Origin of the sequence: Burkholderia pyrrocinia, from assembly GCF_001028665.1 — a bacterium.
Lineage (GTDB): Bacteria > Pseudomonadota > Gammaproteobacteria > Burkholderiales > Burkholderiaceae > Burkholderia > Burkholderia pyrrocinia.
This window is the reverse complement of the sequence record NZ_CP011505.1, coordinates 609,765-633,573: the sequence shown is the minus strand read 5'-3', so window position 1 is coordinate 633,573 and position 23,809 is coordinate 609,765. Positions and strand designations below refer to the sequence as shown.

General features: G+C 66.6%; 24 protein-coding genes. 16 read left to right on the top strand and 8 right to left on the bottom strand.

Annotated elements, in window-relative coordinates:
• The first annotated feature begins 50 nt into the window (after window positions 1-50).
• Window positions 51-989, top strand: a complete 939-nt coding sequence (locus ABD05_RS32950; RefSeq protein WP_047904321.1) for an ABC transporter substrate-binding protein — start codon at window positions 51-53, stop codon at window positions 987-989.
• Window positions 990-1,019: 30 nt separating this feature from the next.
• Here the strand turns inward: ABD05_RS32950 and ABD05_RS39170 are convergent, their stop codons facing one another.
• The 6 genes from ABD05_RS39170 to ABD05_RS32915 all read right to left on the bottom strand — a co-directional run bounded on the left by ABD05_RS39170 (window position 1,020) and on the right by ABD05_RS32915 (window position 6,958).
• Window positions 1,020-1,910: an AidA/PixA family protein gene (locus tag ABD05_RS39170; RefSeq protein ID WP_082146325.1), complete on the bottom strand. Its 891-nt coding sequence runs from the start codon at window positions 1,908-1,910 to the stop codon at window positions 1,020-1,022.
• Window positions 1,911-1,975: 65 nt separating this feature from the next.
• Complete coding sequence (locus tag ABD05_RS32935; RefSeq protein ID WP_047904320.1) at window positions 1,976-2,479, bottom strand: inclusion body family protein; 504 nt, start codon at window positions 2,477-2,479, stop codon at window positions 1,976-1,978.
• A 397-nt stretch (window positions 2,480-2,876) separates the two neighbouring features.
• A complete protein-coding gene (locus ABD05_RS32930; protein WP_047904319.1) occupies window positions 2,877-3,260 on the bottom strand; it encodes a GtrA family protein in 384 nt (127 codons plus the stop codon).
• 15 nt (window positions 3,261-3,275) lie between these two features.
• A complete protein-coding gene (locus ABD05_RS32925; protein WP_047904318.1) occupies window positions 3,276-4,319 on the bottom strand; it encodes a glycosyltransferase family 2 protein in 1,044 nt (347 codons plus the stop codon).
• Between the two features lie 24 nt (window positions 4,320-4,343).
• A complete protein-coding gene (locus tag ABD05_RS32920) occupies window positions 4,344-5,723 on the bottom strand; it encodes a glycosyltransferase family 87 protein (protein WP_047904317.1) in 1,380 nt (459 codons plus the stop codon).
• On the bottom strand, window positions 5,720-6,958 hold the full coding sequence (locus tag ABD05_RS32915) for a glycosyltransferase family 87 protein (RefSeq protein WP_047904316.1): 1,239 nt from the start codon (window positions 6,956-6,958) through the stop codon (window positions 5,720-5,722). Before ABD05_RS32915 ends, ABD05_RS32920 begins: the two co-directional genes overlap by 4 nt.
• A 1,051-nt stretch (window positions 6,959-8,009) precedes the next feature.
• Here ABD05_RS32915 and ABD05_RS32910 point away from each other — a divergent pair.
• The 15 genes from ABD05_RS32910 (at window position 8,010) to ABD05_RS32840 (ending at window position 20,992) form a co-directional block, all read left to right on the top strand.
• Window positions 8,010-8,201, top strand: coding sequence for a Flp family type IVb pilin (locus ABD05_RS32910; RefSeq protein WP_047904694.1), 192 nt, complete (start codon window positions 8,010-8,012; stop codon window positions 8,199-8,201).
• Window positions 8,202-8,342: 141 nt separating this feature from the next.
• A complete protein-coding gene (locus ABD05_RS32905) occupies window positions 8,343-8,534 on the top strand; it encodes a Flp family type IVb pilin (protein WP_047904315.1) in 192 nt (63 codons plus the stop codon).
• Window positions 8,535-8,616: 82 nt separating this feature from the next.
• Window positions 8,617-8,826, top strand: a complete 210-nt coding sequence (locus tag ABD05_RS32900; protein WP_047904314.1) for a Flp family type IVb pilin — start codon at window positions 8,617-8,619, stop codon at window positions 8,824-8,826.
• 28 nt (window positions 8,827-8,854) lie between these two features.
• On the top strand, window positions 8,855-9,394 hold the full coding sequence (locus ABD05_RS32895) for an A24 family peptidase (protein WP_047904313.1): 540 nt from the start codon (window positions 8,855-8,857) through the stop codon (window positions 9,392-9,394).
• 32 nt (window positions 9,395-9,426) lie between these two features.
• Window positions 9,427-10,827 carry a P-loop NTPase family protein gene (locus ABD05_RS32890; protein WP_047904312.1) on the top strand — a complete coding sequence of 467 codons (1,401 nt, stop codon included), beginning with the start codon at window positions 9,427-9,429 and terminating at the stop codon, window positions 10,825-10,827.
• A gap of 35 nt (window positions 10,828-10,862) precedes the next feature.
• Window positions 10,863-11,702, top strand: coding sequence for a Flp pilus assembly protein CpaB (gene cpaB / locus ABD05_RS32885; RefSeq protein WP_047904311.1), 840 nt, complete (start codon window positions 10,863-10,865; stop codon window positions 11,700-11,702).
• Window positions 11,703-11,806: 104 nt separating this feature from the next.
• Window positions 11,807-13,747, top strand: a complete 1,941-nt coding sequence (locus ABD05_RS32880; protein WP_047904310.1) for a type II and III secretion system protein family protein — start codon at window positions 11,807-11,809, stop codon at window positions 13,745-13,747.
• 20 nt (window positions 13,748-13,767) lie between these two features.
• The gene (locus ABD05_RS32875; RefSeq protein WP_047904309.1) at window positions 13,768-14,070 is read left to right on the top strand and encodes a hypothetical protein; all 303 of its coding nucleotides are present in this window, start codon (window positions 13,768-13,770) and stop codon (window positions 14,068-14,070) included.
• 25 nt (window positions 14,071-14,095) lie between these two features.
• Complete coding sequence (locus tag ABD05_RS32870; RefSeq protein WP_047904308.1) at window positions 14,096-15,361, top strand: pilus assembly protein TadG-related protein; 1,266 nt, start codon at window positions 14,096-14,098, stop codon at window positions 15,359-15,361.
• Window positions 15,362-15,373: 12 nt separating this feature from the next.
• The gene (locus ABD05_RS32865; RefSeq protein ID WP_047904307.1) at window positions 15,374-15,907 is read left to right on the top strand and encodes a TadE/TadG family type IV pilus assembly protein; all 534 of its coding nucleotides are present in this window, start codon (window positions 15,374-15,376) and stop codon (window positions 15,905-15,907) included.
• Window positions 15,904-16,347 carry a TadE/TadG family type IV pilus assembly protein gene (locus ABD05_RS32860; RefSeq protein ID WP_047904306.1) on the top strand — a complete coding sequence of 148 codons (444 nt, stop codon included), beginning with the start codon at window positions 15,904-15,906 and terminating at the stop codon, window positions 16,345-16,347. Before ABD05_RS32865 ends, ABD05_RS32860 begins: the two co-directional genes overlap by 4 nt.
• Before the next feature lie 22 nt (window positions 16,348-16,369).
• Window positions 16,370-17,578 carry a CpaE/TadZ family protein gene (locus ABD05_RS32855; RefSeq protein WP_047904305.1) on the top strand — a complete coding sequence of 403 codons (1,209 nt, stop codon included), beginning with the start codon at window positions 16,370-16,372 and terminating at the stop codon, window positions 17,576-17,578.
• Window positions 17,579-17,596: 18 nt separating this feature from the next.
• Window positions 17,597-18,964 (top strand): TadA family conjugal transfer-associated ATPase, encoded by a 1,368-nt coding sequence (locus ABD05_RS32850; RefSeq protein WP_047904304.1) that lies wholly within the window; start codon window positions 17,597-17,599, stop codon window positions 18,962-18,964.
• A gap of 33 nt (window positions 18,965-18,997) precedes the next feature.
• Entirely contained in the window at window positions 18,998-19,975 is a 978-nt protein-coding gene (locus tag ABD05_RS32845) for a type II secretion system F family protein (RefSeq protein ID WP_047904303.1), read from the top strand.
• Window positions 19,976-20,011: 36 nt separating this feature from the next.
• Window positions 20,012-20,992 (top strand): type II secretion system F family protein, encoded by a 981-nt coding sequence (locus tag ABD05_RS32840; RefSeq protein WP_047904302.1) that lies wholly within the window; start codon window positions 20,012-20,014, stop codon window positions 20,990-20,992.
• Window positions 20,993-21,420: 428 nt separating this feature from the next.
• Here the strand turns inward: ABD05_RS32840 and ABD05_RS32835 are convergent, their stop codons facing one another.
• The gene (locus ABD05_RS32835) at window positions 21,421-22,683 is read right to left on the bottom strand and encodes a serine hydrolase domain-containing protein (RefSeq protein WP_082146324.1); all 1,263 of its coding nucleotides are present in this window, start codon (window positions 22,681-22,683) and stop codon (window positions 21,421-21,423) included.
• A 137-nt stretch (window positions 22,684-22,820) separates the two neighbouring features.
• Window positions 22,821-23,777: a SphA family protein gene (locus ABD05_RS32830; RefSeq protein WP_047904692.1), complete on the bottom strand. Its 957-nt coding sequence runs from the start codon at window positions 23,775-23,777 to the stop codon at window positions 22,821-22,823.
• Between the last annotated feature and the right edge of the window lie 32 nt (window positions 23,778-23,809).

The window sequence follows — 23,809 nt, the reverse complement described above, 5'->3', positions numbered from 1 at the left end:
CGACTCGCGTTCGCCCAATGCATCATCGAACAAGAAGGAACCCGTCAAACATGACAAGAACAGCATTTCCCGTTGCACGCGTCGTTCGGATGCTGGCCGCCGTGCTGATCGGCGGCAGCGTCGCCGCACAGGCCGCGACGTTCGACCTGAGCCCCGAGCAGCCCGGCCGGCAGCGCGGCACCGTGAACCCGGCGGTCGAGCAGGCGTTGCCGGGCGGCTTCAGGTTTGCCGAAGCGAACACGCTGACGATCGGCATCGCGCCGAACCTGCCGCCGCTCAGCACGTATGCGACCGACGCGCGGACGGTGGTCGGCTTCGATCCCGATCTCGCGCAGCTCATCGCGGACAGCGCCGGGCGCAAGCTGAAGATCGTGCCGCTCGCGTGGGCCGACTGGCCGCTCGCGCTGCAGTCCGGCAAGGTCGACGCGGTGATCTCGAACGTGACGGTCACCGAGCAGCGCAAGGAAAAATTCGACTTCTCGACCTACCGGAAGGATCAGCTCGGCTTCTACGTGAAAACCAGCAGCCGGATAACCGCGATCCGCGAGCCGAAGGACGTCGCGGGGCTGCGCGTCGTGACCGATTCGGGCACGAACCAGGAAAAGATCCTGCTCGAATGGAACCGGCAGAACGTCGCGCGCGGCCTCGCACCAGTCGAGATCCAGTACTACGCCGATGCGGCGGAGCGCTGGGTCGCGCTGCAGTCGGGCCGCGTCGACACGATCTTCAGCGTGAATTCGATGCTTGCGTACCAGGCGTCGCTGCGCGGCGATGCGAAGCTCATCGGCACCGTGAGCGGCGGCTGGCCGCGCACCGCGGACATCGCGATCACGACGCGCAAGGGCAGCGGCCTCGCCGATCCGCTGACGCTCGCGGTCAATGCGCTGATCGCGAACGGCAGCTACCGGAAAGTGCTCGGCCGCTGGAGCCTCGACGCCGAAGCGGTCGACCGGTCGCAGACCAATCCGCCGGGGCTGCCGCGCACCTGAGCGCGGCACGCGGTGATGACGCCCGGACGCTCAGGTGATCGGCCACTGAAGAATGACGATCCCGTCGTTGTAGTCGCTGTCGGCGCCGTCCTCGGCGCCGAGCCAGCCGAGCCACACCTGGTCGCCCGCGGACAGCGGCGCGAGGCGCGCATCGGTCGCGGATTTCCTGCCGTTGGCCGATGCGTCGATGCGGATCTTGCCGCCTTTCGAGTTCAGCGTGAACTGCCTGACGCCGTCGTTGCCATTGCCGACGAACGACGCGGCCGGTTCCGGCGCGTCGTCGATGAACAGCTTCAGGTCCTGCCGGTCGGCGGCATTCGCGTAGAAGGTCGCCTTGAAGTCGGTATTCGGCGGCAGGCTGAAGTTGCCGTTGCGGTCCGACGACGGCTTGAAGCCGGGCTGTTTCGTATCCGGCCGGCTGCCGGCGATCTCGACCGACGTTTCCCAGCGGAAATAGGCCAACACGGCGCCGTCGCGGTCGAGCACGGCGAAGTCGGCCGTACACGTGGTGGTGCCCGCGGCGAGCACGTCGCTGCGCCAGTAGTGGTCTTTCATCGGCTGGCACGGCGGATGAAGCAGGTCGTCGGCATTCGGCACCGGCGTGGTGGCGTCGCGCACTTCCGGTTCGATCGGCGCGACGATGCCGGCGTCCTTCAAGGCGAACCGGACGAACAGCACGCTCACCTCGGCACGCAGCGCCAGCGCGGTTTCGCGCAGGTGGAGCTGGTCGCCCGGCGACAGGCCGGCAAAGAGCCGGCTGTCGTTGTGGCCGAGCTGCCCGGTCTCGCCGGGGCTCACCACGTAGATGTGCCGGCCGTCGATCACGGTCGGCGCGTCGGCGTTCCCGCTCGCATCGGGGTAGGCCGACAGCAGCGTGACGGCATCGACGATTGCGAGCACATCGCAACGAAGACCAGACATGGTCGCTTCCTCCGCAACAAGGGAATGACGCGGGCGACCGCGGCGCGGCCGCCCGCCTGCCGCGATCAGTTGTGGATCGAGATGAACGGATCCCACTGGTAGCAGCCCAGCGACTGGCAGTTGCGGTCGATGATCTGGAAGTAGAAGTGGTAGGTGACGCGCCCTTCCGACAGCGTTTCCGACGACCAGTAATAGTTGTCGATCTTCTGGCAGGTCGGCGTCGACGGCGAGCTCGGGTTCGGAATCGGAACCGATGCGGTGGCCTTGCGCGGCGTGGGTGTCGAAATCAGGTCCTTGCCCTGGTTGGCGATGAAGCCGTAGAAGACCACCTGTTTCTCGAAGCCCAGCGACAGGCTCGTTTCGCGCCAGCGGATCAGGTCGCCGACCTGCGCCTTCAGGTCGAGTTCGCCGCCCGCCTGCCCGGACACCACGTTGTCCTGGTTCGTGACCATGTACACGTGCTTCCAGTCGATCAGCGTCGGACTATTCGGATTCCTGCTGGGATTCGGATAATTTTTCAGAATGGTTTCGGTGTCGATCGAGACGAGCACATCGGTAATGCGTGACATAGAAGCTCCCGTTTCAAGTAATGGGACTTATCGTTGCGCGATTTGCTTCGTGCAGCCGCCATCTCCTTGTCCTGCAAGGCTTCGTGCGCGATATGGCGCGACCAGGCGCGACGGCGAATGCAGATTATCCCGTTCGGTTAATGATGAGAGCTGTAAAGGTAAACAGGGTCGAGAAAATAATTTTCGGAGGTTAATTTTGAAATCGGATTCAATCCAATGGATGCATTGCATAAATAGAGCGACATTGAATCTGTTAATTGGTTGGCCGATTATTTTCGAAATGCGAAAGGGCCGATGGACGGCGCGATCGCCGCCGCGGCGGCGCGACGATTCGGGAGCGGGAAGGGGGGCGATTCGCGGCAGGTATCGGGCCGCCGGGCGGCGGGCGATCCAGCGCTTACCGGTAGGTCCAGAGCCGATGCAGCACGAATGTCGTCGGCGGGATCAGCAGCGCGATCGCGACGATGCTCATCGTGCGCGACACGTCGAGCGCCTCGGCGGCACGCGCGAGCAGCAGCGTTTCGACGAAGCCGGCCAGCGTGACGACGAGAAAGCGCAGCGCGTTGCGCGTGCGTACCGTCGACGAGAAACTCCACAGCGTATTCGCGAGATACGAGAACGCGGTGGCGCAGAGAAACGCGACCGCGTTCGCGGCGACCAGCGTCGCATCGAACAGCGCGAACAGCGCCGACGCGACCAGCGTATGGATCGCGGTCGAACAGAGCCCGGACAAGCCGAAGCGCACGAGCCGCGTGCGCTCCGCATGAAGCAGGTCGATCATGGTTGCTTGCGCGCGTCAGCGAGCGTCGATCCGCGCCCGGGTCGGCTGCACGCGCCGGCGTGCAATCTGGCGGCGCGCATCGCGCGCGACCGGGAGTTCGATCACCTTGCCGTGCGCCTGGTAGCGGCGGCGGATCAGGTAGACGGGCCGTTGCTTCGACTCGTCGTAGATCCGCCCGATGTATTCGCCGACGACACCGATCCCGATCAGTTCGATGCCGCCGATGAACAGCGTGACCGAGATCAGCGACGCGTAACCGAGCACCGGATTGCCGAACAGCAGCGTGCGGAAGATGATGAACGAGCCGTACAGGAACGCGAGCGCGGCGATGCCGACGCCGATGTAGGTCCAGCTGCGCAGCGGCACCGTGCTGAAGCTGGTGATCCCTTCCAGCGCGAAATTCCACAGCTTCCAGCCGGAGAACTTCGAGTGCCCGGCGCTGCGCGGGTCGCGCTGGTATTCGACGATCACGGTCTTGTAGCCGACCCACGCAAACAGCCCCTTCATGAAGCGGTGCCGCTCGGGCAGGCTGCGCAGCGCGTTCACGACCTTGCGGTCCATCAGCCGGAAATCGCCGACGTTCTCGGGCAGCTTCACGTCCGACAGCAGGTTGTGCACGCGGTAGTAGATCGCGGCTGCGGTGCGCTTCGCGAACGAATCGCACGCGCGGTTGCTGCGCTTCGCCGCCACGACTTCCGCGCCGTCGCGCCAGTGTTCGATCATCACCGGGATCAGGCTCGGCGGGTCCTGCAGGTCGGCGTCGAGCGGGATCACCGCGTCGCCGGTGGCTTCGTCGAGGCCGGCCGTCAGCGCGGCTTCCTTGCCGAAGTTGCGGGTGAGATCGATGACGCGCACGCGCCGCTCGCCGGTGCTGATCCGGATCAGGCGTTCGAGCGTGTCGTCGCGGCTGCCGTCATTCACGCAGACGATCTCGAAGCGGATCGCGTCGATCGCCGTCAGCAACGGAAGCACGACGTCGAAGAAACGCTCGACGGCTTCGCCTTCGTTATAGAACGGCACGACCAGCGAGACGAGCGGCTTGTAGAGTGATTCCCGCATGATGATTCCCCTTGTGATGTCGCGTCACCGGTCGGCGCCGATGATCGGGCGGCCGGTGCGGCGCATTCCGTACGCCGGGCGGTGGTGCGGTCGGACCGGATGCGTGAAACCGGTCTCGGTCGAGTCGTCGCGTGCGTCGGGCATCGACGGCACGTCGTGCCGTTCCTGCGCGATCCGGCCGACGAGCAGCGCGAGCGACGCGAGCGTCACGAGCGGCATGAACTGGAACGACAGATGCGGCACGACAAAGAGGCCCGCGAGCGGCATCGGCCACAGCAGCATCAGCCATTCGCGATCGAAATGCCGCCAGCCGTGCGTCCATGCATAGCGCGCGTACCACGCGATCACGATGCCGTACCAGGTCAGGTCGTAGTCGTACAGATAAGGGCTGACCAGCAGGCATGCGCATGCGAGCGTCGCGGCGCGCAGCGCGTACGAACATGCGCCGCGCCACGCGTAGACGACGGCGATCGCGGCGACCGCGGCCGACAGCAATTGAAGGCTTCGTGCGACGATCGCGGGCCAGCCGGCCATCGTCGCAAGCGCAAACACGGTCGGCATGCGGGCGAGCTTCGCGTGACCGGTGCCGACGATCGCGTACACGTTGCCGATCACATGTGCGAACGTGACCCACGGGCCGATACCGAATGCGAGCGTCGCGAGCGCGGCGCTGCCGGCGATCGTCGCGGCCCACGCGGCCAGCGCGCGCCACTGGCCCGCGCACAGCAGCGCGAACGGGAACAGCACCGCGAGCTGCGGCTTCATCGTCAGCAAGCCGAAGCAGATCCCGGCGCAGACGGGGCGGCGGTTCAGCGCGAGCAGGCCGGCGCCGGCGAGCATCGCGGTAAAGAGGCTGGTCTGGCCGACGATCACGGTGACGAACGCGCCGGGGAACGCGAGCGCGCACAGCCAGGCGGCATCGCGCTGCACGGTCGCGCGGATCGTTGCGGCGAACAGCGCATACGTGACGCCGAGCCACAGCACGAGCGCCAGCGTGTAGGGCAGCCAGCCGAGCGGCAGTACCAGCAGCAGCGTCGTTGGCGGATAGAGCCACGGCAGCGTGCCGTCCGCGAGCGTCATCGTCGGGACCGCCAGCTTCTGGACCGCGAACAGCGCGGGGAAATGCCACGCATCGGCGCCTTGCCCGTGCGCGGCGAGCCACGCGGCGCTCCAGATCGGCGAGAAATCCTGCGACAGCGGCTCCAGTGCGGTTTTGTGCGACAGGAACAGGCGGACCAGGTAGATGCCGATGAACAGCAGCTCGGCCAGCAGCACGGCACCGGCATAGAGGCGCACGCGCTCGCGATTGAGCCAGTGCGGATAGCGGTGCGGGCCCGCGATCGGGAGTTCCGGGTGCAGATCGATCGCGGAATGCGCGTGGCGGGCGAACGAAGGCGCTTTCATCGCGTGCTCCGTGACGCGAGTGCCGTGCGACGCACGACGACGAACAGTACCGCGAGCAGTACGACCGGCCCGATCTGCGGCAGCTTCATCAACCGGTTGAACATCTCGAAGATCGGCAGCAGCCACGCGAGCAGGAGGATGCCCTGGTCGCCGGGCAGCCAGCCTTCGTCGAGGCCGTGCGCGATCAGGCAGAAGATCGCGATGCCGAGCCACGTCAGTTCGTAGTTCCACAGATACGGCGTCGTCAGCAGCGTCGCGACCGCCAGCACCGCGCCGCGCAGGCGCATGTCGCGCGTGCGGCGCCATACGTCGACGGCCGCGGCGATCGCGAGCAGCGCGACCGCCGCTTGCGCGGCCAGCGCGGCCGCCACCGGCGCACCCGCGAGCCGCAACGCGGCGAACGGCGTCGGCGACGCGAGCCAGTACGACGGGAGCATGAAATGCTGGTCGCGTACGGTCGACATCGTGGCGCTCAGGCCGTGCAGCGCGCCGGGGCCGGCCAGTGCAATCCCGGCCGCGGCGAACAGCGTCGCGCTGATCGCCGCGGCCGCGAACGTGCGCCATGCCCGCGCCGCGATCAGCACGAACGGGAACACGATGGCGAGTTGCGGCTTGATCGCGAGCAGCCCGATGAGCACGCCGGCAACCACCGGACGTTTGCCGAGCAGATGCAGCGCGAGCGCGGCGAGGCCGGCGGTCAGGACGCTGTTCTGGCCGAACAGCGTGGACATGCACACTGCCGAATACGCGACCACGACGAGCGCCGCGGCGTGCGGGTGGGGAAGATGCGCGCGCAATCCCGACAAGCGCGAGACGGCGAACGCGTAGCATAAAAGACTGCCCGCGAAAAAGAGGAAATATGCGGGCAGGAAAGGCACGAGGGCAACCGGCGCGATGAACAGCAACATCGTCGGCGGATAGAGCCAGGGAAGCGGCCGGTGCTGCAGAAACGCACCGAAGTGCGCGAACTCGGCCTGCAGGAATGACGAAGGGTCGTAGGCCGCTGCGGCATGGCCTTGCAACACCAGATGCGATGCGGTCCAGAAGACCGAGAAGTCGACGCCCGGACGGGCGATGGCACTCGACGTGAAGCCGTCCGTCACGATGCCCCACACGGCCAGCAGCGCGGCGAAGAGCATCAGCATGATGCAGCTGTACGGAACGATCCGGTCGGCTGTCAGCCATTGAGCACAGCATTTGGCGCGATCGCGCGTCCCACGATTGGCTGTGTACATGATTCCCCGTCTGTGGTGAAGGCTGCTTGGTCAGTCGCAGCCGTTTCATGTTGTCTTGCATCCGGATCGATTCGCTCTGAATGGCGTTGTCCGGTGAACTCATTGTTGAAGAAAAAATCGCGTGATGCAAACCGCGCTCCGAAAGTCTGGATTCCGATCAATCGGTGACAGGCGAGAAAGCCGCGTTTTCAGGTATGAGAAAACCACTCGGCCGGGTTTTATGTTTCTGGCTTGAAACATTCCGCACTTTTGAACGGTGTGGTGTCCCGCCGATCCCGTGAAACGCAACCGGCTGCCCGCGTTCGGGAAAGTCCCGAGAAAATTTTTTGGGGTCCTTGGTGCAGCGCGTCGGCGAGCGTTCCGGCGTACCTCGCTCGCGGGAAAAACATATATCAAATTTGAAACATTTCGGCCGTCACGCCCCTGACACGCGCCCCCGGGGATCGCCGGAACCCTTGATACGCCTCGATTTCGCTTGAGATGGCCTGCTCTTTGCGTTAGCGATGGCACGGCAGTCGACGACGTGACGACCGGGCGGTTCCAGGAACAGACAGACTGAACCGGCTTCGGAATCACCTGCGGAAAGGAAGGCCGGAGCGCGTCGGGGAACACGCAGCTCCAGGTCGATGAACCGCGAGAACCTTCGTCGATCGACCGATGAGACCCGGTAGCGTCAGGGCAACAAGAAGAGCGGCATGGCAGCACATGGGGAAAAAAATGAAAGACCACAGCACATCGCGGCCGGCTGGTCGCGTTAAAAGCGAATTACCGCATCGCCGGGAGTTTGTCTCCCGTTCAACTGGATTCCATGCGCCGAACGGCAGTCACGCCGTTCAGGTCGATCTACCTGCCCGGTTTGTCCGGCTGGTCGAACCGTACGCGCATCTCTTGCGTTCCCTCTTTCTGAAATCCGTTCGCACGGACAGGTGTGTGCATCCCTGCCCTCGCAGCTGAGCGTCGCGTTTCGATTTTCTTGTAGTGCCGGTGGTGCCCGTCCCCGACGTCATGATCGACGAAGGGAATTCAATAGCAGTCCGAAAGGAGAATGCGCATGAAAAGAATCATCGAAAAGATCGCCTGGTTCGCGCGGGACCAGAGCGGTGTGACGGCCATCGAATACGGCCTGATCGCTGCGCTGATCGCAATCGGCATCATCGCCGCGTTGTCGACGATCGGTACGGATCTGAAGACGGTGTTCAGCACGATCGCCGCATCTTTGGACTCGGCGGTAGCAGCAATCTGATGGACGGTACGACGAACGGCTCCTCCGAATCGTTGGTCGGCACCACACGGCATCAACACCTTTCCTCGACGTATCGAAGCCAGATCGATCGATCCAGCCGGCACGCGAGGACTTTGAAAGTAACTACGCAAGGAGATCATCATGTCCAAGTTCATTCAACAAGTCAGCCGTTTCGTCCGTGATGAAGATGGCGTGACGGCCATCGAATACGGCCTGATCGCCGCACTGATCGCGATCGGCATCATCGCCGCGCTGACGACGGTCGGCAAGGACCTCAAGACCGTGTTCAGCACGATCGCGGCCGATCTGGATTCGGCGGTTGCCGGTCTTTGAAGGGCCATGCCGTGGACGGCTCGGCCGGTGCAGTGCTCGAGCCGTCCCCGGTCATCTGATCAACCCGGAACCGGAGACCATCATGCTAGCCAAGGTGCGTGTCGTATGTCGCCGCTGGATCGGCGACGAGCAGGGCGTGACGGCGATCGAGTACGCGTTGCTCGCGGCGATGTTCGCCGTTGCGGTGCTGGGCAGCGTCGTCACGCTGAAAGGCTCGCTGGCCGATGCGTACGAGGCGATCGCGGCGGCCGTGTCGGCTGCCGTGACCACCGCGCTGGCCATGGTTTCCTGATCCATCGATTCGATCCGCGAGGTTCGCCATGTTACCTGTTGCGCCGCCTTACCCGGTTCCGTTGTGCGTGACGCTGCTCGCGGTCGCCGCGGCCAGCACGGACATCGCGGCCCGCCGCATTCCGAACCGCCTCGTCGCGGTCGGCCTGGCCGGCGCGCTGGTCGCCCAGTGCATGCTGCACGGCGTCCTGGCAGGTGCGCTCGGATGGCTCGCGGGCGCAGCGACCGGCTTCGGCCTGCTGCTGCCGTTCTACCTGTTGCGCGGGATGGCGGCCGGCGACGTGAAGCTGATGCTCGCGATCGGCGCATGGGTCGGCGCGGAAATGACGTTTTACATCGTGCTGGCCACCTTCGTGGCCGGCGGGATCGGCGCCATCGCGTTCGCGCTGTTGCGCGGGCGGATGCGCCAGATGTGGGCGAACGTCCGCGCGCTGCTCGCACGCCGTTCGCAAGGGGCGCGCGCAGGGGCAGCCGACGGCCCCGCGGACATCGCGTCGGTCGGCACGCTGCCGTACGGCGTGGCAATCGCAGCCGGCACGCTGGGCATGCTGTTCGCGACGTGCGCATAGCGCGACGAGCCCGCAAGGAGGACGAACCGAACATGAACACGAACCACACCGAACCGAGACGCGACGCGCAGGTGTCCAAACTGCCGGATCCGTTGCCGTCGCGGGAAGCCAATACGAAGAAGGGCACGCAGTTGCCGGCGGCGCCGCGCTCGCTCAGCGAAACCGGGCTGAGCATGGCGTTCGTCGCCGGGCTCGTGCTGAAGTCGACGCTGGTGCTCGGCCGCCCGTCGTACGGCGACCTGGTCGAGCGGCACTGCCTGCCGCTCGCGGTGCTCGACGACGTCTTCGCGTTCCTGGTGCGCGAGCATCTCGTCGAGCTCACGCATCGCGGCGCGACCGATCTCGACGTGACGTTCCGCCTGACCGACGCGGGCCGCGTGCTCGCGCTCGAGGAACGCGCGCGCAGCGGCTACAGCGGGCCCGCGCCGGTGACGCTCGACGCGTATCTGGAATGCTTGAGCACGCATTCGGTGCGCAAGCTGCACATCGTCCAGAGCGACGTGTGGGCCGCGTTCGAAGGCATCGTGATCGACACGTCGGTGCTCGACGCGGCGGCCGCGGCGCTGAACGCGGGCCGTCCGCTGCTGATCTACGGCCCGGCCGGCAGCGGCAAGACCTTCCTCGCCGAGCGGCTCGGCGCGCTGATGCACGGCCGCGTGCCGGTGCCGCATGCGATCTGCGCGGCAGGTGAAGTGATCCAGATCTACGACCCGCTCGTGCATGTCGACGCGGGGCCGCAATCCGGCGGCCAGTCGGTCGATCGCCGCTGGCGCCTGTGCAAGCGGCCGGTCGTGATGTCGGGCGGCGAACTGACGCTCGACGAGCTCGACCTGCGCCGTGACGAGGCCGCCGGTTTCTACCAGGCGCCGCCGCACATGAAGGCGAACATGGGCATGTACATCATCGACGATCTCGGCCGCCAGCGCGTCGAGCCGCGCGACCTGCTCAACCGCTGGCTGCGCCCGCTCGATCGCGGCGTCGATTTCCTGACGCTCGAATCCGGCAACCGCTTCGTGCTGCCGTTCGACGTGTGGCCGGTGTTCTCGAGCAACCTCGCGCCGGAGCAGTTCTGCGACGAAGCGTTCCTGCGCCGCCTCGGCTCGAAGCTTCACGTCGGTGCGATGTCGGTCGACGACTACCGCGCCGTGTACGACGCGGCCTGCGCATCGCTCGGTCTCGTATCGGCGCACGATGCGTTCGAGTTCCTGCTGCACCGGCTGCATCTGCCGACCGGCAAGGCGTTTCTCGCGTGCTTTCCGGCGGACCTGCTGCGCCTCGTGGCCGCCGGCGCGCGTTACCGCGGCGATCCGCTCGAGGTGACGCACGACGCGTTGTATGACGCTTGGGCGAGCTATTTCGGCGCAGCGCCCGAACGGGACGGCAGCCATCCGCCGCCCATTGAGCGGGGTGGACGTACGTTCATTACCGGTTGAGCCGTTTCTTTCACGATTCGTCGAGGAGCATTGCCATGAAAAACAGTCGAGCGCTCATGATGCTGGTCGTCGCGATGGTCGCGGGTCTTGCCGCGGTCGTGTTCGCGTCCCACTGGCTGGTGCAGACATCCACGAGTTCGGTGACGCCGGTTGCGGTGGCGGCCATCGACCTGAACCTGGGCGAACCGCTCGGGCAGAACCAGATCCACATGGTGAGCTGGCCGTCGGGCAGCGTGCCGACCGGCGCATTCACCGATACGAAGGCGCTCGAAGGACGCGTCGTCCGGACCAGCCTGGCACGCGGCGAGCCGGTGATCGAGTCGAAGCTCGCACCGCTCGGCACGAAGGGCGGGCTGTCCGCGGTGATCGCCGACGGCAGCCGCGCGATCACGGTGCGCGTGAACGACGTGGTCGGCGTCGCGGGCTTCGCGCTGCCGGGCACCTACGTCGACGTGATCGTCAACACGCAGGAGCAGCAGGGCAAGACCGACGGGCAGAGCATCTCGAAGATCGTGCTCGAGCACATTCTCGTGCTCGCCGTCGCGCAGCAGGTCAGCCGCGACGACACCGCACCGAAGGTCGTCAACGCGGTCACGCTGGAAGTCACGCCCGACCAGGCCGAACGGCTCGACCTCGCGCGCAGCGTCGGCACGCTGTCGCTGGTGCTGCGCAACCAGGTCGACCAGAAGACGATGAACACGGACGGCGCGACCAAGCTGACGCTGCTCGGCAAGCCGCCCGTACCCGACCTGCCGCCGCTTCCCGTTGCCACACGCGTGCGGACGGTGCACGTCGCGTCGCACGCTGCGCCGCAAGCGCGGCGCGACTGCGTCGGCGTGCTGTCGGGCGTGAAGGGCAGCGTCGAATGTTTCTGAAGCAGATCAACACAGCCAGATAAACAGATCGGCCGCCAGCAGGGCACGGCGGCGTTGGAAGTCGACAACCGGCACGGCGCCGGTCTCTCGGGGGATCAAAGAAAATGAAGATCAAACCGCAATGTACAGGTAGCGGCCCACTGCGGACGCGCGTCGCACGGGGCACGATGATGGCCGCGATCCTCTGTTCAGGATGGCTGACCGTCTACGGCGCACTGGCCCAGGAAGGCATCGAGGCGGGCGTGCTGACGAAGGGCGGCGCCAGCGCGCCGGCTGCGGTCGGCAAGGGGCCCGTGCAGATGACCATCAGCATGGCGCCGGCGCCGGTCGCTGCGGCCGCCGCAACGGCTGGGCCGCTGCGCGGGCCGAACTGCATCGGCGCCGTGCGCGAGTCGACCAGCGTCAGCGTGCCGCTCGGCAAGTCGCTGCTGGTGCCGATGCCGGAGCCGGTCCGCAATCGGACGATCGGCAATCCGGCCGTCGCGCAGGCGACGATGGTGTCGCCGCAGACGCTGTACATCCTCGGGCTGTCGGTCGGCACGACCAACATGATCGTGCAGGGCAAGAGCGGCGCCTGCCGCGTGATCGACGTTGCGGTCGGCGCGGACGCCGGCGGCCTGCAGGCATCGCTGCAGCAGCTGATGCCGGGCGAGCGCGACATCCATGTGTCGACCGCCGCCGGCACGATCGTGCTGGCGGGCAGCGTGTCGAGCTCGCAGGCCGCGCAGCAGGCCGTGCAGATCGCGCACGCGTACGGCGACAGTGCGGGCGACCCCGCCGGGGGCGGCAAGCCGGGCGGCGGCGTGCTGAACATGCTGAGCGTCACGTCGCCGCAGCAGGTGATGCTGGAGGTGAAGGTCGCCGAGGTGTCGAAGACGCTGATCAACCAGATGGGCAGCGCGCTCAACATCCAGGGCGGCTTCGGCTCGTGGAGCGGTGCGCTGGTCAGCAGCCTGCTGGCGGGCGTGTCGAGCGCGGTCGCCTTCAGCAAGGCGAATAACCGGCCGTTCAGCATCGCGGCCGACGCGCAGAACACCGACAACCTCGTCAAGATCCTCGCGGAGCCGAATCTCGTGACGATCAGCGGCCAGGAAGCGACGTTCCTCGCCGGCGGGAAGATCTTCATCCCGATCCCGCAAAGCAGCGGCAACGGCATCTCGTCGATCACGCTGCAGGAAGAGGAGTTCGGCGTCGCGCTGAAGTTCACGCCGACGGTGCTGGCGAACGGCCGGATCAGCCTGAAGGTCGCACCGGAAGTGTCGGAGCTGTCGCAGACGGGCGTCACGCTGAGCGCGTCCAACATCGGCGGCACGTCGATCCTGCCGCTGATCACGACGCGGCGTGCGTCGACGACGGTCCAGATGAGCGACGGCGAATCGTTCGCGATCGGCGGGCTGATCAAGGACAACGCGACCGGCGCGCTGAAGGCGATCCCGGGCGTCGGCGAAGTGCCGGTGCTCGGCGCGCTGTTCCGCAGCACGTCGTTCCAGCAGGACCGCACCGAGCTGATCTTCCTGATCACGCCGCACCTCGTGAAGCCGCTGCAGATGCAGACCGCGGACGTGCCGCTGCCGACCGACAGCTTCTCGAAGCCGAACGAAGTCGACGTGTACGCAACGGGCAACATGGAAGGCCGCCGCGGGGTCCGCAAGCCGGGCGCACAACCCGACAGTGGCGCGGCAGCTGCACCGCAGGCACCGGCCCAGGCACCGGCGCAGGGGCCGGCTCCGGCACCGCAACCGGACGCGCCGGCCGCATCCGCCGCGCTGCCCGCGCCGCGCGCGCCGCAAGGCACGGACGCACAGCCGCCGGTGCCGGCCGAGCCGCAGAAGACGCCCGCACCGGAAGCGGCAATCGCGCCGCAGCCCGACGCGGCAAACGCGGCCCGCATCGCGCGTATCGAAGCCGCGGCCGCGCGCCTGGCGGCGGCCGGCCCCGACGAGTCGACCACGCCTGCCACGCCGGCGGCGCAACCGAAGCACCGGGTGCCCGCGGTTGCCCGCGCGCAGGTCGCGCGCTCGGAACCCCAATCCACCGATCGTTGAAGCCATCCAAGGGGACGCTCATGAAATCCGCCTACCTCGTATTCGTGCGCCGCGCGGCGCTCGCCGCACCGCTCGCGTTCGCGCTTGCCGGCTGCATGTCGTCGAGCCCGGTGTGGGACAGCCGCTTCGGCGACTCGGTCCGCACCGTGATGCAGGCCCAGATCATCGACCCGCATGCCGCCGAACACACGGCATCGGCGTCGGCGCCCGGCGTCGACGGTAGTGCCGCCGCGGCCGCGCTCGACAACTACGACAAGTCGTTCAAGCAGCTCCAGCCGCCTGCCAATGCGTTCGTCATCGGCATCGGCAAGGCCAGCCAGTAACGACAGCACGCTCAGGGAGAACGCCATGTCCAGCGCAGCTCGCTATCCGAAAGTCACGCGTCGCGGCCTCCATCGCCAGCGCGGCGCCGTCGCGATCATCGTCGGTCTCGCACTGGCGGTGATGATCGGGTTCGTCGGCCTCGCGCTGGACCTCGGCAAGCTGTACGTCACGCGCAGCGAACTGCAGAACAGCGCCGATGCGTGCGCGCTGTCGGCTGCGCGCGACCTGACTTCGGCCATCAGCCTGTCGGTCGCCGAGGCGGACGGCATCGCCGCCGGCCACCTGAACTTCGTGTTCTTCCAGAACAAGTCGGTGCAGATGGCGACGAATTCGAACGTTACGTTCAGCGACTCGCTGTCCAATCCGTTCCTGACGAAGAACTCGGTCACAACGCCGGCGAACATCAAGTACGTGCAGTGCACCGCGACGTTGAGCAACATCGCGCACTGGTTCATCGAGGTGCTGAACGTGCTGCCGGGCACCAAGCTCGCAAACGCGGCCGAAGTGTCGGCGAAAGCGATCGCGACGGTCGGCGGCGGGCAGACAGCGTGCGCGATCCCGGTGTTCGTGTGCCGCGCGACGGGCGCGCCTTCCTACAACGTCGGCGATTGGCTTACGTCGCCGTCCGGTTCGTCCTACGGGCCCGGCAACTTCGGCTGGGCGGCGCTCGACGGCTCGACGAACGAACCGACCCTCGCGAGCGAGCTGTCGGGCAACACCTGCAATATCACGAGCCCGCCCGACCTCGGCACCACCGGCCTGAAGACGGCGGCGTTCCGCGCCTGGAATACGCGCTTCGGCATCTATACGAACGGCGCGAACGGCTCGAGCGGCCAGCCCGACTTCACCGGCTACGCGTATGTCGGCCCGAACTACGGGCCGCCCGGAACGGCGGGCATCAAGGGCGATGCGTACACGCAGTTCGTGACCGACCGCACGACCTTCAAGACCTACCAGGGCGACGGTGCGCCGCCGTCGGGCAGCGGTGTCTCTACCAACGGCACCGCGACGGCGAGCAACTACCAGACCTATGGCGGCGACCGCCGTGTCGCGCTCGCGCCGGAAGGCGACTGCTCGACGCTGAAGGGCGCCAGCGGCAAGGTGCACGTCACGCAATGGGATTGCGTGCTGATGCTCGATCCGTTGCCGTTCAGCCCCGGCAGCGGCCCTGTCATAGCCCACCTCGAATACCTCGGCTCGTCCGTCTCCGGCAACAATCCGTGCGCGACGCACGGCTTGCCCGGCGACGGCAGTGCGTCCGGGGTCCAGGTGCCGATGCTCGTTCAATAGGGAGAGGCGATCATGAAAAGGCCCCTGTTTCGCCGTTCGCGCACCCGTGGCGCCGCCGCCGTCGAGTTCGCGCTCGTGCTGATGCCGATGATCCTGCTCGCAACCGGCGTGGCCGAGTTCGGCCGCGCGATCTACCAGTACGAGACGCTGACCAAGGCGACGCGCGACGCGGCGCGCTACCTGTCGATCTGGCTGCCGACCGACAGCGCGTATCCGGTGTCGGCGGCGCAGTGCCTCGTCGTGTACGGCAGCACGACCTGCGGCTCGGCCGGCACCGAGCTGGTACCGGGGCTCACCACGTCGATGGTGACCATCTGCGACGCTCAGCATACGACCGGTTGCAGCGATGCGTCCGACCCGGCGCAGTTCGCGAGCCTGCCGACCTACGACGCGAACAACAACGCGGCGAGCGGCACGGCGACGGGCAGCATCAACGTCGTCGAAGTGAAGGTCAAGGGCTACAAGTACCAGCCGATCCCCGCGTATCCGGGGCTGCCGTCGATCACGTTCGGCAACATCATCACCGTGATGAGGCAAGTGTCATGAACGCGCGCCACTTTCCGTTGTCGCGCCGGCGCAGCCAACGCGGCGCGACGATCGTCGAGTTCGCGCTCATCGCGTCGGTGCTGATCATGCTGCTGATCGGCATCTTCGAATTCGGTCGCGTGCTGTTCTACTGGAACACCGCGAGCGAGGCCGTGCGGCTCGGCGCGCGCACGGCGGTGGTCTGCGACGTGAACGCGGCCGGTGTCGTGAAGCGCGTGAAGTCCTTGCTGCCGCTGCTGTCGGACGCGAACGTGTCGGTCAGCTATACGCCGGCGAGCTGCACCGTGAACACCTGCTCGTTCGTGACGGTGAGCGTCACGAACGTCACGGTCAAGACGATGATTCCGTTCGTGAACGTCACGGTCAAGATGCCGTCGTTCACGACGACGCTGCCGCGCGAAAGCCTCACCTCCGCGACCGGCGGCGCTGCCTGCAACTAATCGAACAGACGAGGCACACGACATGATCAACATCCTCGTAGCTTCCGACGATACCGCGCGGCTCACGCAGATCGCGCGCCTCGTGGCCGACTGCGGACGCTATCGCGCGACCCGCGCGACCGGCCGCCCGTCGCAGATCGAGCATCGCACCGACGGGCTCGACGCGTTCGACATCCTGCTGGTCGACGGCACGTCGATCGACCCGTCGGAGCTGTCGGCGATCGAGCGGATCTGCCGCGCTCACGCGGGCCTGACCTGCATCCTCGTGACGGCGGATGCGTCGCCGCACGTGCTGCTGGACGCGATGCGCGCGGGCGCGCGCGACGTGCTGCAGTGGCCGCTCGATCCGCAGGCGCTCGGCAACGCGCTCGAGCGCGCCGCCGCGCAAAGCACGCGCAGCGACACCGACGATACGCGGATCGTGTCGTTCATGTCGTGCAAGGGCGGCGCCGGTACGAGCTTCGTGGCGAGCAACGTCGCGTTCGAGATCGCCGAAGGCTTCAAGCGCCGCGTGCTGCTGATCGACCTGAACCAGCAGTTCGCCGACGCCGCGTTCCTCGTCAGCGACGAAACCCCGCCGTCGACGCTGCCGCAGCTTTGCGCGCAGATCGAGCGGCTCGACAGCGCGTTTCTCGACGCGAGCGTCGCGCACGTGACCGAGAACTTCCACGTGCTCGCGGGCGCCGGCGACCCGGTCAAGGCCGCCGAGATGCGCGAGGACGCGCTCGAATGGATCCTCGGCGTCGCCGCGCCGCGCTACGACTTCGTGATCTTCGACGTCGGCGTCGGCATCAATCCGCTGTCGATGGTCGCGCTGGATCGCAGCGACCAGATCCAGATCGTGCTGCAGCCCGCGATGCCGCACGTGCGCGCCGGCCGCCGGCTGCTGGAGATCCTCGTGTCGCTCGGCTACTCGACCGACCAGCTCCGTCTGATCGTGAACCGCGCCACGCGCGCGAGCGACCGGACCCGCACCGCGCTCGAGGAGGTGCTCGGCCTGCATGCCGCATGCACGATTCCCGACGACGCCGACACCGTGCTCGAAGCGATCAACCAGGGGCATCCGGTGTCGCGGCTGGCGCGCAGCACCGCGGTCGCGCGTGCGTTGCAGGGTTGCGCGAAACAACTCGTCGAAGGCGAAGTGCGCGCGGGACACGGCGCGACGCGCAGCGAACCGTTGATGTCCCGGCTGTTCGGCCGCAAGGCCACGCCGAAGCTCAAGTCCATGTAAATCTCTCGGGGAACCATCATGTCATTGCGCGAACAGATGTCGTTGCACCGGGCCCAGCCGCTTGCGGCGGGCAGCGAACCGGCCGGCCCGGCGCATTCGTCGGTACGCGACGTATACCAGAAGCTGCGCCGCCAGATTCACCAGGCCGTGCTCGAACGCGTCGAGCTGGAGCGCCTGTCGCGGCTGCCGCAGGAGCAGGTCCGCCATGAAATCTCCTCGCTGATTTCGCGCATCCTCGACGACGAGCGGATGCCCGCGAACGACATCGAGCGGCGGCAGCTCGCGATCGACGTGTACGACGAGATGTTCGGCTTCGGCCCGCTCGAAGCGCTGCTGCGTGACCCGAGCATCTCCGACATCCTGGTGAATACGTACCGGCAGGTCTATGTCGAGCGCTGCGGCCAGCTCGAGCTGACCGACGTGACGTTCTACGACGATGCGCACCTGATGAAGGTGATCGAGAAGATCGTGTCGCGCGTCGGGCGCCGCATCGACGAATCGAGCCCGATGGTCGACGCGCGGCTGCCGGACGGCTCGCGCGTGAACGCGATCATCCCGCCGTCGGCGATCGACGGGCCGCTGATGTCGATCCGGCGCTTCGCGGTCAACCCGCTGAAGATGGACGACCTGGTGCGCTTCCAGAGCCTGACGCCGCCGATGGCCGAGCTGCTCGACGCGCTGTCGCGCGCCAAGGTGAACGTGCTCGTGTCGGGCGGCACGGGCAGCGGCAAGACGACGCTGCTCAACATCCTGTCCTGCTTCATTCCGCGCAACGAGCGGATCGTGACGATCGAGGACGCCGCCGAGCTGCAGCTCCAGCAGCCGCACGTGCTGCGCCTCGAAACGCGCCCGCCGAACATCGAGGGCAAGGGCGAGATCACGCAGCGCACGCTCGTGCGCAACGCGCTGCGGATGCGGCCGGACCGGATCATCCTCGGCGAAGTGCGCGGCGCCGAAGCGCTCGACATGCTCAACGCGATGAACACCGGCCACGAAGGTTCGCTCGCGACGATCCACGCGAACACGCCGCGCGATGCGCTGACGCGGCTCGAGAACATGATCAGCGTCGCCGGCCTGTCGCTGCCGCCGAAGACGATGCGCCAGCAGATCGCGTCGGCGATCTCGGTGGTCGTGCAGGCGGCGCGGCTGACGGACGGCAAGCGCAAGATCGTCAGCATCCAGGAACTGACCGGGATGGAAGGCGACATCATCAACATGCAGGAGATCTTCACGTTCAAGCGCACGGGCGTGGAGCGCGACGGCACGGTGCGCGGCCATTTCTGCGCGACCGGCGTACGGCCGAAGTTCGTCGAGCGGCTGCAGGCATTCGGCATCAACCTGCCGGATTCGCTGTACGACCCGTCCCAGCGCTACGAGTCCAACTGACGACATGGCGCCGTTTGCTGCCGGGGAGGCTACATGAACACGATCTTTTACGGTTTTGTGATTCTCACCTTCGTCGCGGTCGTGCTCGCGATCGAAGGCGTCTATCAATGGTGGAACGCGCGGCACGGCACCGCCGCGCGCCGGATCGAATCGCGCATTCGCGCGATGTCGGCCGGCGGCAACGTGCAGCAGGAGCGGCTGTCGATCCTGAAGAAACGGATGCTCGACGAATCGAAGCCGTTCGACCGGCTGCTGCTGCGCATGCCGCGCGTGCACTCGCTCGATCTCGTGCTCCAGCAATCGGGCCTCGACTGGACGCTCCCGAAGCTGATCGTGCTCAGCGCGGTATTCGGGGCATTCGCGTGGCTCGTGATGAGCTTCGCCACGTTGCCGCAGCTCGCCGCGTTGCCGGTCGCGCTGTTTGCCGCGTGCGTGCCGACAATGTACGTGATGCGCCGCCGTGCGCGCCGGATGCTCAGGCTCGAGCGGCAATTGCCGGACATCTGCGACATGATCGCGCGCGCGCTGCGTTCCGGTCATTCGTTCACGGGCACGCTCGGGATGGTCGGCGAAGAGTTTCCCGATCCGATGGGCGGCGAGTTCCGGATCACGTTCGACGAAGTCAACTACGGCGTGTCGCTGCACGACGCGCTGATGAACCTCGCGACGCGCGTGCCGGTGCAGGACCTGCGCTACTTCGTGATCGCGGTGCTGATCCAGCGCGAGACCGGCGGCAACCTGGCCGAGCTGCTCGACAGCATCGCAGGGCTGATCCGCGAGCGCTTCAAGCTGTTCGACAAGGTGCGCGTGCTGTCGGCGGAAGGGCGGCTGTCGGCGTGGATTCTCGGGCTGCTGCCGTTCGGCACCGCCGCGGTGATGGCGCTGGTGAATCGCGAGTTCCTGTCCGTGCTCTGGGAGGATCCGGCGGGGATCAGGATGGTCGGCACGATGCTGGTGTCGATGCTGTTCGGCCTGTTCTGGATCCGCCGCATTGTCCGGATTCGCGTTTGACGCGCAAATCGTATAACGAACCGTTGCGAGGCTGTCATGCAAAACCTGAGCGTGGTCCAGGCCGTGATGCTGGGCGGCTTGTTCATCTTCGTGGCCGGCGGCGTGCTCGTCGCGATGCTGCTGTTCGCGCCGCGCAGTATCCAGCGCCGGCTCCAGCAGGCCGGCGGGGCCGGTGGGGGCACGGGTGCAGTTGCGGGCCCGGGCGACGGCGACGACGTGGCGTCGCGCTGGGTCGCGAAGCTGGTCGATCTGTCCACCCCGATCTCGAAGCTGTCGGTGCCGAAGGACGGCTGGGAGAATTCGCCGCTGCGGATCCGGCTCATGAATGCCGGATGGCGCAGCCCGAGCGCGGCCGCGCTGTATTTCACCGCGAAGACGATGCTCGCGCTCGCGTTGCCGTGCGTGGCGCTGCTGGCGCTGATCACGACCGAGCTCGGCGACGAGCGCGCGCTGTTGTCGGTCATCCTCGTGGTGCTCGCCGGGATCGGCTACTACATCCCGAACATCGTGCTGTCGCAGCGGGTCAAGGTGCGCCAGCAGAAGATCTTCGAGGATTTTCCGGACGCGCTCGACCTGCTGACGGTGTGCGTCGAAGCGGGGCTCGGGCTCGATGCGGCGCTGATGAAGGTGAGCGAGGAGCTGCGGTTCAGCAGCGTGGTGGTCGCGAGCGAACTCGACCTGCTGCTGCTCGAGATGCGTTCCGGCTTCACGAAGGAGACGGCGCTGCGCAATCTCGCGCTGCGCACCGGCGTCGAGGACATCGAGTCGTTCTGCGCGATGCTGATCCAGGCCGACCGCTTCGGCACGAGCATCAGCGAATCGCTGCGCGTGCTGTCGGACATGCTGCGCACGCGGCGGCGGATGCGCGCGGAGGAGCGTGCCGCGAAGATCGCGCTGAAGCTGCTGTTCCCGCTGATCTTCTGCATCTTTCCGGCGCTGATGATGGTGCTGCTCGGGCCGGCGATGATTCACGTCTATCGCGTGCTGTTGCCGACGTTCGTCAGCATCGCGCCGTGAGCGGCGGACGCGCGCCGATTCGCATGCGTCGACAAGGTTCTTGCGTGCCGGCCCTGACATACGCGTCGGCCGGCACGGCAACAGGCTTCATGGAGGCTCCCTCCCCAGGCGGCGCCGCGAGACAGGTTGACCATAGCGGCGTCAATGCATCCTGGACCCATGGTTGGCCATGGAACAAGCCGTAGTCCACCGCCTTTATCGGCTGCCCCCTACTGCTATCCCTGAAGGCCGTTGCCGGCATTGCGCCGGCGCGGCCAACAGCGACGGAAATACGATGAACGCCTGCCGCTGAATTAATCCAGTTCAAGCGACTGACTGCCCGACAATACTGAAAACAGGCCAGTCACGCATGATCAAGGCCGGGGGAAACATGAACAAGCAAGCAGCGGCAAGCCGGCGGCGAAGCAGGCCGGGTCCGCCTTACCGCGTCATGGCCGTCCCTCGCTCGGCACTTCCGCTGCCTTGCTGAGCTCGCCCATGACGATCTGCGCGATCACGTTGGCCGGCGCGCGCCCGTCGGGCGCGGCAGCCGTGGTCGCCCACGCGACGATCGTCGTTTTCGTTGCCGGGTCGTAGCCCATGAAGGTATTGAAGCCCGGTATCTCGCCCGTGTGCCCGTAGAACGTGCCGAATTTGGCCAGGCCCATGCAGTAGCTGGCCGACCTCGGGTCGGACGGATCGAGCGGCGTGCAGCTGGCGAGCCGTTGCGCCTGCAGGTCGGCGTTCAGGTAGCCGCCGCCGACCATCCACTGCACGTAGGCGGCCAGTTCCGTCACGGTTGAAATGCCGGAGCCGGCCGTCCACGCCCACGACGTATTGACGTTCGTCACGTTCGTCGGTTGCAGCGTGCCGTTTTTCGCGGCCGCCTGGCGTTCGGGCGACAGCGCGTCGCTGTTGGTCGTCTCCGCATTGGTGCCCCATTGATAGCCCTGCGGCGCGGGCGCCGGCAACGCCGTATTCTGCTGCGGCGGCAGGAACGTATGGGCCAGGCCGAGCGGCACGAAAAGACGCGCGTTCATTGCATCGGCCGCGGGCATGCCGGTGAGTTGCTCGATGATGAGCCCGAGCAGCACCGTGTTCGTGTTCGAGTAGCGAAAATCGGCGCCCGGCGCGAAATAGACCGGCTGGCCTTCGGCGATATTCAGCAGTTCCGCCGTGCTCCACACCTTGTCCGGCTGCGAATCGAGCGTCTGGTTGAACGCGAGATTGGTCGAGTAGTTATAGAGGCCGCTGCGCATCGTCAGCAACTGCCCGATCGTGATCGTATTGCCGTTGGGCACGTTGGCGACGTACTTGCCGACGGTGTCGTCCAGGCTCAGCCTGCCTTCCTGTACGAGTTGCAGGATCACGGTGCCGGTCCACGTCTTCGTCACGCTGCCGACGCGAAAGTGCGCGTTCGTCGGTATCGGCGTGTTCGTGCCTCGCACGGCCGTTCCAAACGATTCGAGCCAGTTGCCCTGCGGCGATTGCACATAGACGACCGCGCCGGACGTCATCGTGTCCGCGAGCAATGCGTTGATCTGCGGGCGCGCCGCGTTGGCGAACGCGGGCCCGCCGGACGTCGGCGAACTGTCGCCGCCGCACGAGGACAGCGCGATGCCGATGATCGCGGCCGGTGCGAAGGCAACCATGCCGTGCACCAGCCGTTTCGCCGCGCTCGACACGAACCGGGAGAGTGGTGAAGTAACCATCGCGCGTCCCTCCGTGTTCGTGACGGATTTCTTTCCTTGCCTTGTCCAAAAACTATAGGACAGGCGCGTCCATGCCGGCAGCCCGCATTGCTTTCGTCTGATGATAGCGATTCGGCCCGTTCATCCGGTCGCGGGCATCACTGGAAGTGATGCACATAACGCAGCACCATCCGCGTCCCCTGCGGCCGGTTGCGCGCATGGACCTCGAAGTACGTGTTGAACAGCAGGTGATCGTGCGGCGAGAAGCTATACATTGCGCCCGGGCCGATCGCCAGCACGGCCTCGCGCGTGCCGGGCACGTCCTGCCCGTTTTCCTTCATGTCGGTGGTCTGGCGCAGCCAGTAGCCGTTGAGCCCCAGCCGCAGGCCCGGGCGCACTTCATACTCGGTCGCGAAGTTCGCATGGATCGCCTGGCCAGCCTGCGTCGACGTCACGTCGGGGCCGAGCGACGTGGCCGGCTGATGGTTGGTCGCGTTCCACAGATAGTGCAGGCGCCACGACACGGTCCATTTCGGCGTCAGCCACAGCGTCGCCGCCCAGTATGGGTCGAACGACCAGAAATGACTGCCCGGGTTGATCGCGCGCGCCGGATCGTACGCGCCGGTCGGCGCGATGAACTGGAATTCCACGCGCTGCGCGAAGCGCGGGCCCTGCGCGCCCATCACCGGGTCGAACTGGATGAACGGGCCGATCAGCAGATCGCCGAAACCGGCACGCGCATTCAGCGCGACGTTGCCGATGCCGTCGTCGGTGCGCGCGGACGCGATCCACGGCAGGATCACGTCGAGGCCCGGATGCATGCCGGCGAACGTCAGCGGCGACTGATAGACGAGCTGGCTCAAGCCCGCGAACAGGTCGATGTCCTGCTTCGGCAGGCCGACCTTGTTGCCGGCATTGTCGTTGATGCGGCCGGCCGTGTAGTACTGCAGGTACTGCGTGCCGTACCAGCCGGAGCCGGCCGGCGGCATCCCGTCGAGGAAACTGGTCATGCCGAGGTTGACCGGCGGCAGGTCGGCCGCGTGGGCCGGCGCGTGACCGGCCATGCCGGCGATCGCGAGGCCTGCGACGACGAGCAGGCGAGAGCCGAATTTCATGTTCACCACCTCCTGGATATTTATTTGTATAA